16 protein-coding genes are annotated in these 14,709 nt (G+C 69.7%); 11 read left to right on the top strand and 5 right to left on the bottom strand.

The window, feature by feature from the left end; translation table 11 throughout:
• Nucleotides 1-30 precede the first annotated feature (30 nt).
• A complete protein-coding gene (locus GGQ91_RS05655; protein WP_111473890.1) occupies nt 31-1,413 on the top strand; it encodes a class II 3-deoxy-7-phosphoheptulonate synthase in 1,383 nt (460 codons plus the stop codon).
• A 428-nt stretch (nt 1,414-1,841) separates the two neighbouring features.
• Here the strand turns inward: GGQ91_RS05655 and GGQ91_RS05650 are convergent, their stop codons facing one another.
• Nucleotides 1,842-3,116, bottom strand: coding sequence for an efflux RND transporter periplasmic adaptor subunit (locus GGQ91_RS05650; protein ID WP_182591564.1), 1,275 nt, complete (start codon nt 3,114-3,116; stop codon nt 1,842-1,844).
• A gap of 107 nt (nt 3,117-3,223) precedes the next feature.
• Nucleotides 3,224-3,925 (bottom strand): sulfate transporter family protein, encoded by a 702-nt coding sequence (locus GGQ91_RS05645; RefSeq protein WP_043757826.1) that lies wholly within the window; start codon nt 3,923-3,925, stop codon nt 3,224-3,226.
• 201 nt (nt 3,926-4,126) lie between these two features.
• Here GGQ91_RS05645 and GGQ91_RS05640 point away from each other — a divergent pair, with 201 nt between their 5' ends.
• The 3 genes from GGQ91_RS05640 to GGQ91_RS28375 all read left to right on the top strand — a co-directional run bounded on the left by GGQ91_RS05640 (nt 4,127) and on the right by GGQ91_RS28375 (nt 6,582).
• Complete coding sequence (locus GGQ91_RS05640) at nt 4,127-5,476, top strand: flavin monoamine oxidase family protein (protein WP_053610758.1); 1,350 nt, start codon at nt 4,127-4,129, stop codon at nt 5,474-5,476.
• Between the two features lie 87 nt (nt 5,477-5,563).
• Nucleotides 5,564-6,190, top strand: coding sequence for a Crp/Fnr family transcriptional regulator (locus tag GGQ91_RS05635; protein ID WP_043380688.1), 627 nt, complete (start codon nt 5,564-5,566; stop codon nt 6,188-6,190).
• Nucleotides 6,191-6,447: 257 nt separating this feature from the next.
• Complete coding sequence (locus tag GGQ91_RS28375; RefSeq protein WP_257791599.1) at nt 6,448-6,582, top strand: hypothetical protein; 135 nt, start codon at nt 6,448-6,450, stop codon at nt 6,580-6,582.
• 24 nt (nt 6,583-6,606) lie between these two features.
• Here GGQ91_RS28375 and GGQ91_RS05630 read toward each other — a convergent pair whose 3' ends face one another.
• Nucleotides 6,607-7,605: a 2-hydroxyacid dehydrogenase gene (locus GGQ91_RS05630; RefSeq protein ID WP_043380685.1), complete on the bottom strand. Its 999-nt coding sequence runs from the start codon at nt 7,603-7,605 to the stop codon at nt 6,607-6,609.
• A 270-nt stretch (nt 7,606-7,875) separates the two neighbouring features.
• Between GGQ91_RS05630 and GGQ91_RS05625 the strand changes: the two genes are divergently transcribed.
• On the top strand, nt 7,876-8,439 hold the full coding sequence (locus tag GGQ91_RS05625) for an SH3 domain-containing protein (protein WP_043355011.1): 564 nt from the start codon (nt 7,876-7,878) through the stop codon (nt 8,437-8,439).
• Between the two features lie 218 nt (nt 8,440-8,657).
• On the opposite strand, the gene irr is transcribed toward GGQ91_RS05625, so the two are convergent.
• On the bottom strand, nt 8,658-9,173 hold the full coding sequence (gene irr, locus GGQ91_RS05620) for a Fur family transcriptional regulator Irr (protein WP_012319639.1): 516 nt from the start codon (nt 9,171-9,173) through the stop codon (nt 8,658-8,660).
• Nucleotides 9,174-9,388: 215 nt separating this feature from the next.
• Here irr and fabA point away from each other — a divergent pair, with 215 nt between their 5' ends.
• The 4 genes from fabA (at nt 9,389) to fabI (ending at nt 12,489) form a co-directional block, all read left to right on the top strand.
• Nucleotides 9,389-9,925, top strand: a complete 537-nt coding sequence (gene fabA / locus GGQ91_RS05615) for a 3-hydroxyacyl-[acyl-carrier-protein] dehydratase FabA (protein ID WP_043355013.1) — start codon at nt 9,389-9,391, stop codon at nt 9,923-9,925.
• Between the two features lie 140 nt (nt 9,926-10,065).
• Nucleotides 10,066-11,292: a beta-ketoacyl-ACP synthase I gene (gene fabB / locus GGQ91_RS05610; RefSeq protein ID WP_043380680.1), complete on the top strand. Its 1,227-nt coding sequence runs from the start codon at nt 10,066-10,068 to the stop codon at nt 11,290-11,292.
• A gap of 57 nt (nt 11,293-11,349) precedes the next feature.
• Nucleotides 11,350-11,472: a hypothetical protein gene (locus GGQ91_RS28370; RefSeq protein ID WP_257787406.1), complete on the top strand. Its 123-nt coding sequence runs from the start codon at nt 11,350-11,352 to the stop codon at nt 11,470-11,472.
• A 186-nt stretch (nt 11,473-11,658) separates the two neighbouring features.
• The gene (fabI, locus tag GGQ91_RS05605) at nt 11,659-12,489 is read left to right on the top strand and encodes an enoyl-ACP reductase FabI (protein WP_182591563.1); all 831 of its coding nucleotides are present in this window, start codon (nt 11,659-11,661) and stop codon (nt 12,487-12,489) included.
• A gap of 3 nt (nt 12,490-12,492) precedes the next feature.
• On the opposite strand, the gene GGQ91_RS05600 is transcribed toward fabI, so the two are convergent.
• Nucleotides 12,493-12,744, bottom strand: a complete 252-nt coding sequence (locus tag GGQ91_RS05600; protein WP_043380675.1) for a hypothetical protein — start codon at nt 12,742-12,744, stop codon at nt 12,493-12,495.
• 140 nt (nt 12,745-12,884) lie between these two features.
• Here GGQ91_RS05600 and GGQ91_RS05595 point away from each other — a divergent pair, with 140 nt between their 5' ends.
• Together GGQ91_RS05595 and GGQ91_RS05590 are read left to right on the top strand one after the other, a co-directional pair.
• Nucleotides 12,885-13,124, top strand: a complete 240-nt coding sequence (locus GGQ91_RS05595; protein ID WP_020092122.1) for a hypothetical protein — start codon at nt 12,885-12,887, stop codon at nt 13,122-13,124.
• Nucleotides 13,125-13,176: 52 nt separating this feature from the next.
• A complete protein-coding gene (locus GGQ91_RS05590) occupies nt 13,177-14,691 on the top strand; it encodes a DUF6880 family protein (RefSeq protein ID WP_043380828.1) in 1,515 nt (504 codons plus the stop codon).
• The last annotated feature ends 18 nt before the right edge of the window (nt 14,692-14,709 follow it).

The raw sequence follows: 14,709 nt of genomic DNA, 5'->3' as shown, positions 1-14,709 counted from the left end.
ATCGCACGAAGAGGTGCGCGGAGAGAGACCATGGGCGAGCGTTGGACACCGAAAAGCTGGAGACATCTGCCGATCGAGCAGGTGCCCGCCTATCCGGACGCTGCCGCCCTGGGTGCCGTCGAGTCGCAGATCGCGAGCTTTCCGCCGCTGGTCTTTGCAGGTGAGGCCCGCAAGCTGAAGGCGGCGCTGGGGCGCGTCGCCGTGGGCCAAGCCTTTCTGCTGCAGGGCGGCGACTGCGCCGAGAGCTTCGACGAGCATTCCGCCGACAACATCCGGGATTTCTTCCGGGTGTTCCTGCAGATGGCGATGGTGCTGACCTTCGCGGGCGGATCGCCCGTGGTGAAGGTCGGGCGCATCGCCGGCCAGTTCGCCAAGCCGCGCTCCTCGCCCACCGAGACCCTCGAGGGCGTGAGCCTGCCGAGCTACCGGGGCGACATTATCAACGGCATCGGCTTCACCGAGGAGTTGCGGGTTCCGGATCCCCGCCGCCAGCTCGAGGCCTACCGTCAGTCGGCCGCGACCCTGAACCTGCTGCGCGCCTTCGCCACCGGCGGCTACGCCAACCTGGAGAACGCGCACCGCTGGATGCTGGGCTTCGTGAAGGATTCGCCGCAATCCTCGCGCTACCAGGATGTGGCCGGCCGCATGACCGACGCCCTCGACTTCATGCGGGCGATCGGCATCAATCCGGAGACGCATCCGGAGGTGCGGACCACCGATTTCTACACCAGCCACGAGGCACTGCTGCTCGGCTACGAGGAGGCGCTGACCCGCGTCGATTCGACCACGGGCGACTGGTACGCGACCTCCGGCCACATGCTGTGGATCGGCGATCGGACCCGGCAGCCCGACCACGCCCACGTGGAATACGCCCGCGGCATCAAGAACCCGATCGGCCTCAAGTGCGGCCCGTCCATGAAGGCCGAAGGCCTGATCCGGCTGATCGACCTGCTCAACCCGGAGAATGAGCCGGGGCGCCTCAGCCTGATCTGCCGCTTCGGCGCCGACAAGGTCGGCGACCACCTGCCGGCGCTGATCCGGGCGGTCGAGCGGGAAGGGCGCTCGGTGGTGTGGATCTGCGATCCGATGCACGGGAACACGATCCCGGCGGGCCGCTACAAGACCCGGCCCTTCGAGCGGGTGATGCAGGAGATAGAAGGCTTCTTCGGCGTTCACCGGGCCGAGGGCACCTTCGCGGGCGGCATCCATCTGGAGATGACCGGCAAGGACGTCACCGAATGCACGGGCGGCGCCCGGGCACTGACGGCCGACGACCTTCAGGACCGCTACCACACCTACTGCGACCCGCGCCTCAACGCGGAGCAGGCCCTCGAGGTGGCGTTCCGGACCGCCGAGCTGGTCAAGGCCGAGCGCAGCCACGTGGAGCGCCCGCGCCTCGACGCCGCCGAATAGGGCGGTCCCTCCGTCCACAGACCGATGGCGCGCGCGGCCTCCTCGCGGGGGCGGCGCGCGTCCGGCTTCGGCCGCCGTCCTGGCAATCCGGTCCGCCGCAGTGACGCGTGCAAAGCGGTGATGAGGCGTGCCGACGTGAACGCGCAGATGCGATCCGCCCCGAGGCTGTAGACCAGCCGATCACAGGCCTCGAAGATCTCCCCGGCGAGCACATCGGGCAGATCGCACTCCAGGATCCTGCGAACCTGGGGGCGCTCATCCATCGCAGGCCCGAAGAACCGCAACGCGCCGCACGCCTCGGCCTTTTCCGCGATCGCGGGTGGCCTCGGCGTTCTTGATGCGCTTCTCACAGCTCGTCCCGTCGCTCGGCGCGAGGGTGAGGCCGATGGTGAGCCCGACGCGGATTGCAGAGGGCTGTTCCCGGCCGATCAGCGTTGCGCCGATCGGAGCGGCTCCATCGACTGCGGCGGTTTCACGGGTTCGACCAACTGGCCGTCGCGCAAGTCCGGAGCCGGGCTGTAGATGATGCGGCTGTCCGCGGAGAGACCGGAATCCAGCTCCAGCGTGCGCCCGAGATCGCGCCGCACGCGGATCGTCCGCCATGTCACCCGGTCATCGTCGCCCAGGGTCGCGACCTGAAGGCCGTTGCTGTTGAACACCGTCGCCTCGGCGGGGATCGTCACGCCGGGCTCGGTCCGGGGGATCTTGAGGGTGACGTAGGCATAGAGCCCGGCGCGCAGGGTCCGGTCGGGATTGGGCACGTCCACCTGGGTGGTCAACGTACGCGACGCCGCGTTCAGCGCAACGGAGCTGCGCTCCACGAAACCCTCGAAGCGGCGGCCCGGCATCTGCGGGACGGTGATCAATGCCTGGACACCGGGCTTGACGCCGATGGCGTCGTTCTGCGGGACGTTGACGGTGATACGCAGGGTGCTGTCCTGATCCATGCTCAGGAGCGGCGTCCCGCCGTTATCGGCCCGGACAAGATCCCCGACATCGACATTGCGCACCGTTACGACGCCATCGAACGGGGCTACGACGCGCTCGAACGCAGTGAGCGCCTTCAGGCGGTCGACGACGGCCTCCTGCACCTTGATGTTGGCCGTGGCGACCTTCACGCCGGCCTCTGCGGCGGCGAGCGCCGCGGCCTGACTGAGCACACCGGCCTGGGTGTTGTCGGCGTTCTGCCGCGACGCCCAACCTTGCACCGCGAGCGTGGAGGTGCGGTTATTGGTGAGGTTGGCGAGGTTGACGTTGGCGCGCGCCTGCTCGACCTGCGCCTGCGCCTGGAGCAACTGCGCCCTCAATTGTCCGACCTGCGCCTCGGCCTGCGCGCGTTGCTGATCGAGATCCGGTGCGGCGATGCGCAGGAGCAGCTCGCCCGCCTTCACGCGCGATCCGATATCGACCCGGCGTTCGGCGATGTAGCCGGTGGCGCGGGCGGCGATCGCCGCCATGGTGAAGGCCTGCATCTCGCCGGGAAGCACGAGATCGACGGGACCCTCCGCCCGCACGGCCGCGACGGTCCGCACCTGGGGCACGAGGGTCTTGATCCGCTCCAGCGTCGCGGTCGCCTCCGCGTCGCGCTGCCAATGGCCGTAGGCGCCCCAGGCCAGGAGACCCATTGCGGCAAGCCCTACGAGAAAGAACGGGACCTTGCCGGGCGGCGGTGGAACGTCCGCACCCGCGTCGTGCGCCTTCATCGATCGGCTCTCCGCCCCGAACGTCCGGTCGGGTCACGGTGAAGGTAGCGGGCGACGGCCGGGCCGGCCAGAGCGGTCACGGGCCGCATCCTCGCAGATGCGTGGGCCTAACGCAGGGGTCCGGTCACCAGCGGGCGTCGGCCGAGGCGCTTGTGGAGGTGGACCATCAGCGCGATTCCGAAGAGCGGCGTCAGCAGGTTGAGGATCGGAACGACCATCAGGGCCGCCAGCAGGCAACCGGCACCGAGTGTCCGGACAGAGAAAGCGCGGCGCATCTCGGCGGCCTCCGGAAGGGGCCTGAACCGGGCCGCCGCCATCTCGAAATACTCGCGGGAGAGCAGATAGGCATTGGCCGCGAAGAAGGCCGCGATTCCGATCACCGGCACGAAGAAGATCACCAGCGCCGCGAGATTGACCAGAAGCGTCAGGCCGGCGAAGCGCACCGCATAGAGCATGGCGGTTCCGAACGGCATGGGGCGTCCGGGCGGGTCATTCGGGAAATCGGTGCGCTCGACGATCTCGGCGGCATCGTCGAGGAAGAAGCCCGCCACCAGGATCGAGACCGCCGGCATCAGGTAGGCGAGGACCACGACGAGACCGACCCCCGCCAGATAGTAGGCGAGGTTGTCGAGGATCGGGTACTGGGTGGAGATGTGGTGGCTCGCCTGGAACGCCTGGATGAGCCGGGTCAGGCCGAGCCAGACTAGGAGCAGGAGCCCGACCGTCAGGCCGAGGGATTTCCACAGGATCGCCCGCAGCGGTGGCGAGAAGGTCTGGCGCAACGCCGCCGCGGCGGACTCGACGAGCATCGGGCGAAGTGTTCCGGCCCGCGCCGAAAGCGGCGCAGGCGCGTTGTGGAGCGGTGTGGCGACCGGTGCAAGGCCGGGAGCCGTCGCAGGGGCGAGAGGGTGCGGGGAGAACGCGTGCAGGATACCACCGGACAGGACACGACCGGACAGGGCACCACCGGACAGGGCACCACCGGACAGGGCACCGCCGGACAGGTCGCGATGCCGCAGGCTGCGGAGTCCCGATGGTTCGACCCGGCGTTCCGCCCCGCCTACAGGCCGCGCCTCGCGCCGCTTCCCGAAGTGGCAGACGTGCTGGTGATCGGTGCGGGTGCCGCGGGGATCGGCGCGGCCCGGACTCTTGCCGCACGGGGGGTTTCGGTGGCCGTGCTGGAGGCACGGGACCGCGTCGGTGGCCGCGCCCTGACGGTCGCCCTGCGCGGACATGCCCTCGATCTCGGAGCCCATTGGCTGCATGCCGGGCCGATCAATCCCCTGGTGACGCTCGGTCGGACGCGCGGCGAGCGGCTGCGCCGTGCGCCGCAGGAGAGCCACGTCTGGGTCGGGCGTCGGCCCGGCCGCGCCGCCGAGATCCGGGCCAACGGGCGTGCCTTCGACCGGGCCGACCGGGCCATGACCCGCGGCGCCGCGCAGCACGGTCCCGACCGGCCGGCAGGCAGCGCGCTGCCGCCGGGGCTCGGGCCCTGGGGGGCGCGGGTGGCGCAGGTCCATGGCCTCGTGTCGGGCCGGCCGCTGAACGAGGTCTCGCTTCAGGACTTCCCCAGCCTCGAATACGGCGACAACTACTTCCTCGCCGACGGCTACGGCAGCTACCTCGCCCGCTTGGCGGACGGGTTGCCGGTGGCGCTCGCGACAGCGGTGACGCGGATCGACTGGTCGGGCGGCCGGGTCCGCGCGACCACCGCGGCCGGAGCCGAGCACGCCGCGCGCGCCGTGATCGTGACCGTACCGATGATGGTGTTGCGTGAGGGGCCGGTCTTCTCGCCGCCGCTGCCGAATGCGGCCCGCGTCGCCATCGACGGGTTCACCACCGGTATCTACGAGCACGCGGTGCTGCACTGGCCGTCGAGCCCGTTCCGCGGCCGCGACCGGCTCGCGGCGATCCATGGCGGGCGTCACGCGCCGCCGGGGCTTCTGACCCGCATCGACGGAACGCCGTTCCACTATTACGAACTCGACCTGCACGAGGCAGCGGCAATCGACGCCGCTGGCTCCGGCGCAGACGGCGTGCGCCGCCATGTCCGCGCGGTCCTGGCCGAGCATTTCGGCGGCGCACGGCTGCGCGACCTTACGATCCCGGCGGTGAGCGCGTGGCGCCACGACCGATGGTCGCGCGGATCGTGGGCGGTAGTCCCGCCGGGCCATGCGCCGGCGCGACAGGCCCTGCGCGGCGCGGTGGCCGATACGGTCTGGTTCGCCGGCGAGGCGCTGTCCCGGGAACAGTGGGGCACCGTCGGCGGCGCCTACGAGGAGGGCGTTCGGGCCGCCGAGGCCGTGGCCGCGGTCGTCACGGACGGGGCCGGGACGCGTATCCGTGCAGGCACAGGCTGAGATCCCCGCTGCGCGGAAAGCCCCGAAAAGCTTGCCGGAGCGGGGCAAGACAGGCATCCCCCGGCTGACACGCTTCAGGGGGCGGCCATGGATTGGGTCGAGGGCATCGGCTATCTCGGGACGGCGCTGACCATTTCGGCGACGGCCATGAGCACGATGATTCCGTTGCGGATCATCTCGCTCTGCGCAAGCTGTGCCGTGATCACCTACGGCATCCTGATCGGCAGCATGCCGGTGGTGCTCACCGAGTTGATCCAGATGCCCTTCAACGCCTATCGGCTCTGGCAGATGATGCGCCTCGTCCGCGACGTTGAGACGGCCGCCGACGGCGACCTGTCCCTCGAATGGCTGCGGCCCTTCGGCTCGCGGCGCCCGTTCGGTGTCGGCGAGGTGGTGTTCCGCAAGGGGGATCTCGCCGACGAGATGTACTACATCGAGAGCGGCGTGTTCCGGATCCCGGAAGTCGGCCTCGAGGTGCGCAAGGGCGGGATCGTCGGCGAGCTGGGTCTGCTGTCACCCGGCAATGCCCGAACCGCGTCGTTGGTCTGCGTCGAGGCGGGTCACGCGCTGTGCGTGTCCTATTCGGACGTGAAGCAACTCTACTACCAGAACCCTGAATTCGGGTTCTACTTCCTGAAGCTGACAAGCGAACGCCTGTTCCAGGGCGTTCAGGGCATGGCCAAGCCCCAGGCGGTGACCGGCGACGCCCTCTGATCGCGGCAAGACCGCCCGTGCGGACCCTCTGCGCTTCCGGACCGGCCGTCCACGCCGCGCGATCGAACCATCCCGTTCGCCGGCTCCGCGCCTTGCCCCAGGGAAACACGGCCGGCCATCTGCCGCATCGAGAGCGGCGTCTTCCGGGTTCCGGAAGTCGGTCTCGCGGCGGGCGCGGGCAGTGTCGTGGGCGAATTGGGCCTTCCGTCGCCGGTGCACGCGCGCACCGCCTCGCGGTCTGCGCGGAGCCGGGCAAGGTGCTGTGCGTCGGCCATTCCGATCTGAAGGACCTCTCCGATCAGAGCCCGGAATGCGGCTTCGCTTTCCTCGCGCCGACCTCGGAGCGCCTGTTCCAAAGCGTCGAGGCCGCCAGAAAGCCGCTGGCGGCCTGAGGCCCTTCGAAGGCGCAGCGCTGCTCAGAGCATGCTGGGCAGGATGCGGTCCGGCGGCCTGTGGCCGTCCATGAAGGTCTTGATGTTGATGATGACCTTCTCGCCCATGTCGGTGCGGCTCTCATAGGTTGCCGAACCCATATGCGGCAGGAGCACGACCTTCCCCTGGCGCGCGAGCTTGACGAGCCGGGGGCTGACTGCGGGCTCCTGCTCGAACACGTCGAGGCCGGCCGCCGAAACCTCGCCGCCCTCGATCAGGCGCGCCAGGGCGTTCTCGTCGATCACCTCGCCGCGGGCGGTGTTGACCACGATGGCCTCGGGCTTGAGCAGCTTCAGGCGCCGCGCCGAGAGCAGATGGTAGGTGGCCGGCGTGTGCGGGCAATTCACCGACACGATGTCGACGCGCGCCAGCATCTGGTCGAGGGATTCCCAGTACGTGGCGTCGAGGGCGCTCTCGATGGCGGCGGGCACCCGGCGGCGGTTGTGGTAATGGACCTGCAAGCCGAAGGCGCGGGCGCGCTTGGCCAGGGCCTGGCCGATCCGGCCCATGCCGACGATCCCCAGCCGCTTGCCGGTGATGCGCCGGCCGAGCATCCAGGTCGGCGACCAGCCCGTGGTCCACTCGTCATCCGGGATGATCCGCGCGCCCTCGGTCACCCGGCGGGCCACCGCGAGGATCAGCGCCATCGTCATATCGGCGGTGTCCTCGGTCAGCACGCCGGGCGTGTTGGTGACCGTGATGCCGCGCTCCAGCGCCGCCGCCACGTCGATGTGATCGACGCCGTTACCGAAATTGGCGATGAGCCGAAGGTTCGGTCCGGCCTGGGCAATCAGGCCGGAATCGATCTCGTCCGTGACAGTGGGGACGAGGACATCGGCCTCGCGCAAAGCGGCCGCCAGATCGTCCGCCGCCAGCGGAGCGTCGTCGGCATTGAGCCTGACGTCGAACAGCTCACGCATCCGCGTCTCGACGGCATCCGGAAGGCGCCGCGTCACGACCACCAGCGGCTTGCGCTTCGACACGTCTCTCTCCCCGTCAGCCCCGCGGCCCTGATTGCGGCACGCGCCCGGCGGCTTCCGCCCGAACCGCTTCCCGCAAGCGTCCGTTAACCGAACTCGGCCAGACAGGATCGGTCACGAGGCGCCGGTTCCGGAGCCAGTTCCGACCCATCGGCCTCTCTACCAGAGGTGGGCCGGAACACAATCGGATGCGGCCCGGTCCGCGTGTCGAACCGGCCCTGCTTTCGACAGGTCCGGCGCCCACCAACGCCACGTCTGGATAGGGAGACGACCATGCGCGTGTCACGCCTCAGCTTCGCCGTCGTGGCGATGCTGGCCGGCGGCCTCGCGACCGGTGCCCGGGCGGCGCCGCCCGCAGGCCCCGAGGCTGGGGTCGGACCGGTGACCAAGCTGCCGCTGCCGCGCTACGCGAGCCTGAAGACCGATCGCGTCAACCTCCGCGAGGGCCCCTCCAAGGATCACCGCACCCTTTGGGTTTTCCAGCGGGCCGGCCTGCCCGTCGAGATCATCGGCGAGTTCGAGACCTGGCGCCGGATCCGCGATTCGGAGGGGACCGAAGGCTGGGTGCTGCACTCCCTGCTGTCCGGCCGCCGGACTGCCATCGTGAATGCCGGCCCCGACAAGGGCGTCGAGAAGGCTGCCGTATCGCTGCGCGCGAAGGCCGACGACGGCGCCGAGGACGAGGCCAAGCTTCAGACCGGGGTGATCGGCAGCGTCAAGAGCTGCACCGGCACGTGGTGCCGCCTGATCGTCGCCCTGCCGAACAAGCGGGACGTGGATGGCTATATCCGCCAGAACCGCCTGTGGGGCGTCTATCCGAACGAGGTCGTGGAGTAGCGTTCGGCGCGATCATCGCCGTCGGGCGATGCCGGCCGGCACGGACACTCCCATCCCGGGACCGCGCAGCAGACGGTATCCGATGCCGGCACCGATCGCCGCACCCCGACCGGAATGGCCGGCGCTCCGGTGTCGCGCGACCGAGCGCAAACGCAAAGGCCCGGACGAATCCGGGCCTTTGCGACGATCCTGATGATTCCTTCAGACGTACCGCGGCGTCAGCCCTGGCGGCGGCCCGCCGGCCGGCTGCGACGCAGGCGTACGATCACCTCGACCCCGGCGATCTCCATCCCCTCGGGGGCCTCGGGCAGCGAATCAACCGTGATGCCGCAATCCGGCATGTCGATGACCTGGCTCTCGTCTTCTAGGTAGAAATGGTGGTGCTCGGTCGGGTTCGTGTCGAAATAGGCCTTCGACCCGTCGAGCGCGAGCTGGCGCAGCAGCCCCGCCTCGGTGAACTGATGGAGGGTGTTGTACACCGTCGCCAGCGACACCGGCACCTTGGCGCGCATCGCTTCGTCGTAGAGCATCTCAGCCGTGAGATGGCGGTCGCCGCGGCCGAACAGAAGCCAGCCGAGGGAGAGACGCTGCCGCGTCGGCCGCAGGCCGGCCCGACGCAGGCGGTCGCGGAGGTCGGACAGCGGGCACCCGCGCCGCGGAGTCCCGTTGGCCTCCAACTGGGGGGCGGGGACCCGGCCGTTGAAGACGGCCTGGAATGGCACCGGTTCGGACATCGCTGGACTGAACGCTCGACGAGGGGCCTGAAGGAACGGATGTCGCCCGAGTATATTGAAGTGGTCAGGCTGTCGCAACCCGAGCGTTGCCGCATGCCTGCGGCCGCAGGCTTTGAAGGCGCGACGCCCCGTGCTAACCCGCGCGCCAGCCGACGGGCCGAGTATAGTCGCCCGCGACGTGAAGATCGCGCACATCCGAGGAAACAGCCAACCCAATGCCGCCAGACGCCGAGACACAAGCGCAGGACGCGAACCGCCGGTCGCACTATTCTTACGAGGATCTTCTGGCCTGCGGGCGCGGCGAACTCTTCGGATCCGGGAACGCGCAATTGCCGCTTCCGCCGATGCTGATGTTCGACCGCATCACGTCCATCGCGGCCGAGGGTGGCGCCCATGGGAAGGGCCACGTGACCGCCGAACTCGACATTCGGCCGGACCTCTGGTTCTTCCCCTGCCACTTTCAGGGCGATCCGGTGATGCCGGGCTGCCTCGGGCTCGATGCGCTTTGGCAGATGCTGGGCTTCCATCTCGGCTGGCTCGGCTCGCCGGGTCGTGGCCGCGCCCTCGGCGTCGGCGAGGTGAAGCTCGCCGGCCAGGTCCTGCCGACGATGAAGAAGGTGGTCTACAATGTCGACGTGAAGCGCGTCCGTCAGGGCAAGCTCGTCCTCGGCATCGGCGACGGCTGGCTCGAAGCGGACGGCGAGCGCGTCTATCAGGTTCAGGACATGCGGGTCGGCCTGTTCCAGAGCTGAATCGCGTCGGCCGGGCGTCCGGTTCGCGGCTCGGCCGCAACGCCGGACGATCTCGGTGGTTGAGATTGTGTCCGCGTCACCTTAGCTGACCGGTACGTGGCCCGGGCGACCGAGGCCGCGACGGAGGTAGTGTCACCATCATGCGCCGTGTCGTCATCACCGGGATGGGCATCGTCTCGTCCATCGGCAACAACACGCAGGAGGTGCTCGCCTCCCTGCGCGAAGCCCGCTCGGGCATCGCGCGCGACGCCAGCTACGCCGAGCACGGCTTCCGAAGCCAGGTCTCGGGCGCGCCGACCCTCGACCCCGAAGGCGTGGTGGACCGGCGCGCCATGCGCTTCCACGGCGGCGGCACCGCCTGGAACCACGTCGCCATGGATCAGGCGATCCGGGACGCGGGTCTAGAACAGGGCGACATCTCGAACGAGCGCACCGGCATCATCATGGGTTCGGGCGGTCCGTCGACCCGGGTGATCGTCGAGGCCGCCGCCATCGCCCGGGAGAAGGGCCCCAAGCGCATCGGCCCGTTCGCGGTGCCGAAGGCGATGTCGTCCACCGCCTCGGCGACCCTGGCGACGTGGTTCAAGATCCGCGGCGTGAATTATTCGATCTCCTCCGCCTGCGCGACGTCGAATCACTGCATCGGCAACGCCGCAGAGATCATCCAGGGCGGGCGGCAGGACATCATCTTCGCGGGTGGGTGCGAAGACCTCGACTGGACCCTCTCGGTGCTGTTCGACGCCATGGGCGCCATGTCGTCCAAGTACAACGACACGCCGTCCCGGGCCTCCCGCGCCTACGATGCCAACCGCGACGGCTTCGTCATCGCCGGCGGCGCGGGCGTTCTGGTCCTCGAGGAGCTGGAGCACGCTAAGGCGCGGGGCGCCCGGATCTACGGCGAGGTGGCCGGCTACGGCGCCACGTCGGATGGGCACGACATGGTGGCGCCGTCGGGCGAAGGGGCCGTCCGCTGCATGCGGCAGGCCATGGAAGGCCTGAAGGGCGCGCGGATCGACTACATCAACCCGCACGCCACCTCGACGCCGGTCGGCGACGACAAGGAGATCGAGGCGATCCGCGAGGTCTTCGGCCGGGGCGACGCATGCCCGCCGATCGCCGCCACGAAGTCGCTCACCGGTCACTCGCTCGGCGCCACCGGCGTGCAGGAGGCGATCTACAGCCTGCTGATGATGAATAACGGCTTCATCTGCGAGAGCGCGCATATCGACGAACTCGATCCCGCCTTCGCCGACATGCCGATCCTGCGGGCGCGTCGGGACGACGCGCAGCTCGGGCACGTGCTGACGAATTCCTTCGGCTTCGGCGGCACCAACGCGACCCTGGTCCTGAAGCACGTCGACGCCTGATTACTGAAGGGAACCGCCGGCTTGAGGTCGGCGTTTACTGGATGTTGAGATCTGGTGGTGGCAATGGGGACTTTCATCTTCGGAACGCTGAGCGGACTGGTCATCGCCGGTTGCGCCGCGATCTACGCGAAGCAGGCCCTCATCGACGAGGCGCAGTCGCATACGGACGGCCATTTCTAAGTTCGGCCGCCCTGCCAGGAACGCCCCGCCAACAGGCGGGGCTTTTTTTTGCCTGCCGTCCGACCGCCGACCGGTTTGGAACGCACGGCGAGCCGCGCTAAGGCACCCTTTGGCGGTTCGCTTGCGCGGATCGCGGACCGTCCCCGCCTGGTAGGGGCGGCGTGCTTGGTCAGGATGTGAGTCGGCATGACGGGATTGATGGCAGGCAAGCGCGGCCTGATCATGGGCGTCGCGAACGATCACTCGATCGCCTGGGGTATCGCAAAGGCGCTGCACGCCCAGGGCGCGCGCCTGGCTTTCACCTACCAGGGCGAGGCTCTGGGACGCCGCGTGGCACCGCTAGCCGCCAAGCTCGATTCGGATCTCGTCCTGCCCTGCGACGTCGAGGACCTCGCCTCAGTGGATGCGACCTTCGAGGCCCTCGATGCGCGATTCGACGGCAGCCTCGACTTCGTGGTCCACGCCATCGGCTTCTCCGACAAGGCGCAGCTCAAGGGCCGCTACGTCGACGTGACCACCCGCGAGAATTTCGTGCGGACGATGACGATCTCGTGCTTCTCGTTCACCGAGATCGCGCAGCGCGCGGCCAAGCGGATGACGCAGGGCGGGTCCCTGCTGACCCTGACTTACGGCGGGGCGACCCGGGTCATGCCGAACTACAACGTGATGGGCGTGGCCAAGGCGGCGCTGGAGGCGTCCGTCCGCTACCTCGCGAGCGATCTCGGTCCGGACGGGATCCGCGTCAACGCGCTGTCCGCCGGCCCGATGCGGACGCTGGCGGGCGCCGGAATCGCCGACGCGCGGCTGATGTTCAATCACCAGCGGGCCCATGCGCCGCTGCGGCGCACGGTGAGCCTGGAGGATGTCGGCGGCTCAGCCCTCTACCTCCTGTCGCCGCTCTCGGGCGGTGTCACCGGCGAGGTCCATTTCGTGGATGCCGGCTACAACATCATCTCGATGCCGCGCCCGGACGTGCTTCAGGCCCAGGACGCGGCCGGAGTCGTCGGCGACGCCTGAGCCTCACTCCTCCGGGATGCGGCCCGGAGGCAGCGGGCCGCGCCGGACGCCGCGTTCGTCGCGCACGTCCCGCCGCGCCCGCACGGCGCGGATTTCTTCCGCGGAGGGCGGCGCGGACGGGTAGTTCGAGGCGAACGGATTGGGCGGCGTCCCGCGCCCGGAACCGCCGAAGAGCTTGTCGAGGAACCCCTCCTCGGCGCTGGCGGGCCGGGCGACCAGGAGAAGGGCGAGGGCGAGAAGCGGGCGAAGCTGCATCGGGATCGTCTGGATATCGGGATCCGCTGCCGATAGCGGCACTTTCCGGCGGATCGGAGGCCGCCACGCACCACGCCTGGAACCCCCAGCACATCCGGCGGGTTCGCGCTCAACAATGCCGGGCGTGAACAGGAGGCGTGATGTCTGAGGTTACCTATCGCATCGTCGAGCACGACGGCGGGTTCGCCTACAAGGTCGGCGACGTCTTTTCCGAGACCTTCCCGAGTCGCGAAGAGGCGCTGCAAGCGGCCCAGGCCGCGGCGGCAGAGCAGCAGGTCCCCGGCTCGACCGAGGGCATCCGCTACCAGGATCAGGCCGGCGGCTGGCACGACGAGACCGCCCAGGGCAGCGATCGGCCCCGCGCCCGCGTCGTGGAGTAGCCGGCGCGGACGGGACGGCCGTGTGGAACCCGAACCATCGATGGAGGCCATCGTGGCGCGCGCGCGGCGGGTGACACCGGAACCGCCGCCGCAGGGACGCCGGAAGGCGCCCGCCCTCCCGAAGGGCGTGCGCCGCACGACACCGTCGCCGGAAACGCTGGCGGCGCTCGGCCCGGACCGGTTGATCGGGCTGATCCTCGGCGAGACCGCGCGCAATCCCGCCTTCAAGAAGCTGGTGAGCGCCGCTTTGGCTTCCCTCCAGGGGCCGGACGCCGTGGCGGCCATCGTCGACCGGCGGTTGACGGCCCTGGAGGGGGCCCAGGGCTATATCGACTGGCAGAAGCGACGGACCTTCGCGGCCGATCTCAACGCCACCGTGACGGTGATCCTCGACGAGCTGCGCCCCCTCGATGCGGGCGCCGCCCTCGATCGCCTGAGGCGCTTCCTCAACGGTGCCGACGCGGTCCTGAACCGTGTCGACGACAGCACCGGCGCGGTGCAGGGCGTGTTCGATCGCGCATCGACGGCCTTCGTGGAGATCGCGGGCAACCTGCCTCCGGCGGAGGCCGCCGGGTTGGCGGCACGCCTCGTCGAGCCCTTCGCGGCGGATCCGTTCGGTCCACTGGGACTCGTCCTCGGGGACATGATCCCGACGCTGCTCGAGTCGGCCCTTGCCGAGATCGACGACAGGCTCGCCGCGGCCGACGCCGCGATGCCGACGGGCGGCGATCCGCGCCGCGAGGCGACGCATCATCGGCAGGCCGCCCGGATCCAGATCCTGCGCCTCCGGCAGGCCATAGCCGACCGGCGCGGCGATCCGGACGCCTTCATCGCCCTGGAGCGCACGGTGCTGCCGGGGCGGGAGAACCGCGTCGAGATTGCCCGGCGCCTCCTCGCCGCCGGACGGGCGGAAGAGGCGCTGGACTGGATCCGGCGCATGCAGGATCCGGGATTGCGCATCGCGACGCGGGCAGATCTGATCGCGGGATTCGATACGCGCGGGCCGGAGCGCGAACGGCAGGCGCTGGAGATCGAGATCCTCGATGCCCTCGGCCGGTCCGACGAGGCACAGCTCCTCCGATGGACGCGATTCGAGCGGGAACTCGACGCGCCGATGCTGCGGACCTTCCTCGCCAAGCTTCCGGATTTCGAGGACGAGGAGGCGCTCCAACGCGCCCTCGACCATGCCGAGGCCTTCCCGCAGCCGCACCGGGCTCTGACCTTCCTGACGGCTTGGCCGGATCTTCGCCGCGCCGCCGCATTGGTGGTCGCGAGGCCCGGGATCTGGCAGGGCGACCAGTACGCGGTGCTGGCGCCGGCGGCCGAGGCGCTCGCCCTGGCACACCCCCGGGCGGCCACGATCCTGTATCGCCGGCTCCTCGACTCCATCCTCGAGGGCGGCCGCAGCGCCGCCTACCCGCATGGGGCGCGCTACCTCGCGGAACTCGACGCCCTGGCGGGGCGCCTTGCGGCCGGCGATGCCGAGCCGGATCCGAAGGCCTACCGCGCGGCGCTGCGGCAGGCGCACGGCCGCAAGCACGGGTTCTGGAGCCTCGTCCGGGATTGAATCGGGTAAACCGGGCGG

The organism is Methylobacterium fujisawaense, assembly GCF_014138435.1.
Lineage (GTDB): Bacteria > Pseudomonadota > Alphaproteobacteria > Rhizobiales > Beijerinckiaceae > Methylobacterium > Methylobacterium fujisawaense.
The sequence above is the reverse complement of the archived record's forward strand: the minus strand, read 5'-3'. Positions and strand labels throughout refer to the sequence as shown.